Annotated in this window: 2 protein-coding genes; one reads left to right on the top strand and one right to left on the bottom strand. The window is 42.0% G+C overall.

What is annotated here, in order from left to right:
* Positions 1 to 612: Uma2 family endonuclease (locus tag PX636_RS22385; protein ID WP_002798196.1), on the top strand; the 612-nt coding region annotated here is incomplete at its 5' end.
* 272 nt (positions 613 to 884) lie between these two features.
* Here the strand turns inward: PX636_RS22385 and PX636_RS22380 are convergent.
* Positions 885 to 1,139, bottom strand: coding sequence for a hypothetical protein (locus tag PX636_RS22380; RefSeq protein WP_002776534.1), 255 nt, complete (start codon positions 1,137 to 1,139; stop codon positions 885 to 887).
* Positions 1,140 to 1,333 lie beyond the last annotated feature (194 nt).

Genomic DNA, 1,333 nt, shown 5'->3' with positions numbered 1-1,333 from the left:
ATGATTATCGCTCAAGAAAAACCAACTATTGCGACAGTCACCAAAACCCCTGTCACTTTGGAAGCATATCGGGCGATCGCTGAAACTTCTCAGGAACGTTATGAATATTGCCATGGAGAAATGATTCTTATGCCTGGAGGAACCGCAACCCACAGCGCAATCGCGATCAATATCTCGGTTTTTTTGGGATTTTTATTGAGAGATAGGGATTTTCGTCTCTATAACAGCGATCTGCGGTTGTGGATTCCTGAATATCATTGTGGAACCTATACCGATCTCATGGTTGTTAACCATGAACCGGAATTTAACGGCGATCGCAAAGACGAAATTCTTAATCCTTTATTTATTGTAGAGGTGCTTTCCCCCGCCACGGAAGCCTATGATCGAGGTGATAAATTTAGAAAATATCGTTCCCTGCCAAGTTTTTGTGAATATCTGCTCGTTAGTCAAACTGAACCCTACATTGAGCAATATTTTAGACTCGCACAGAGCGATCGCTGGCAACTACAAACCTACGATCAACTTAGTCAAATAATCCCTCTGGAGAGTTTAAACGTTGAACTTCCCTTGCTAGAAATTTATCGTCGTGTTAGTTTTGCCGCAGTTTCATAAATCGCTTAATCCGATTAATACCCCTTTCTATTTTGTTTGCATAAAAAGCGATCGCCCCACAGTTTAAACTCAAAAAACGGCTCTCTTATTCCTTGTGTGATCAGTTTAACTTACTATAGAAGCGATCAATCTTTGTGTCCTCTGTGTCTGGAGTGGTTCCTTCCACTCGCTCGCCAGCAGGACTGTATCTTAGAATACATTTTACCCACCAAACCTAAGAGAGCCAAAAAACCGCCATCGATAAAGAAGCGGTGACTATTAGTTCATTAAAACTACTCTGGATAGTTAGGCAGAGAATGATATTGAAAAATGCCAAAGATACTGCCGACACTGCCAATACTAAGAATACTGCCAACACTGCCAATACTAAGAATACTGCCGACACTGCCAATACTGAGCATACTGCCGATGCTAACCAGACTTAAAATGCTGCTGGCACTAGCGAGACTTAAAATACTGCCGGCACTGCCTAAACTCAAGATACAGCGATAACTAGCTTTGCTCAGATAATTAAGACCAGAAATCATTTTAAATCGGGGAAAGATTGGGGAATAGTTAGGGAAGTATTTTGCCAAACCTGTTTTGACACTCCCCGCTCTAAAGAGACGGGGATTCTTGGTTCACAGAGATTACTTGCTTAGACAGAATTGCTTCTGAAAAAGTAGAGGTATTCTCTCCCCAAGCGTTTATTGGATCGAGCCCAAAGGTTCCGGTATGCCCT

The sequence above is a fragment of the Microcystis sp. M53598_WE2 genome, assembly GCF_030067735.1.
GTDB lineage: Bacteria > Cyanobacteriota > Cyanobacteriia > Cyanobacteriales > Microcystaceae > Microcystis > Microcystis aeruginosa.
Note: the sequence above shows the minus strand (reverse complement) of the source record. Positions and strands in the feature narration are given on the sequence as shown.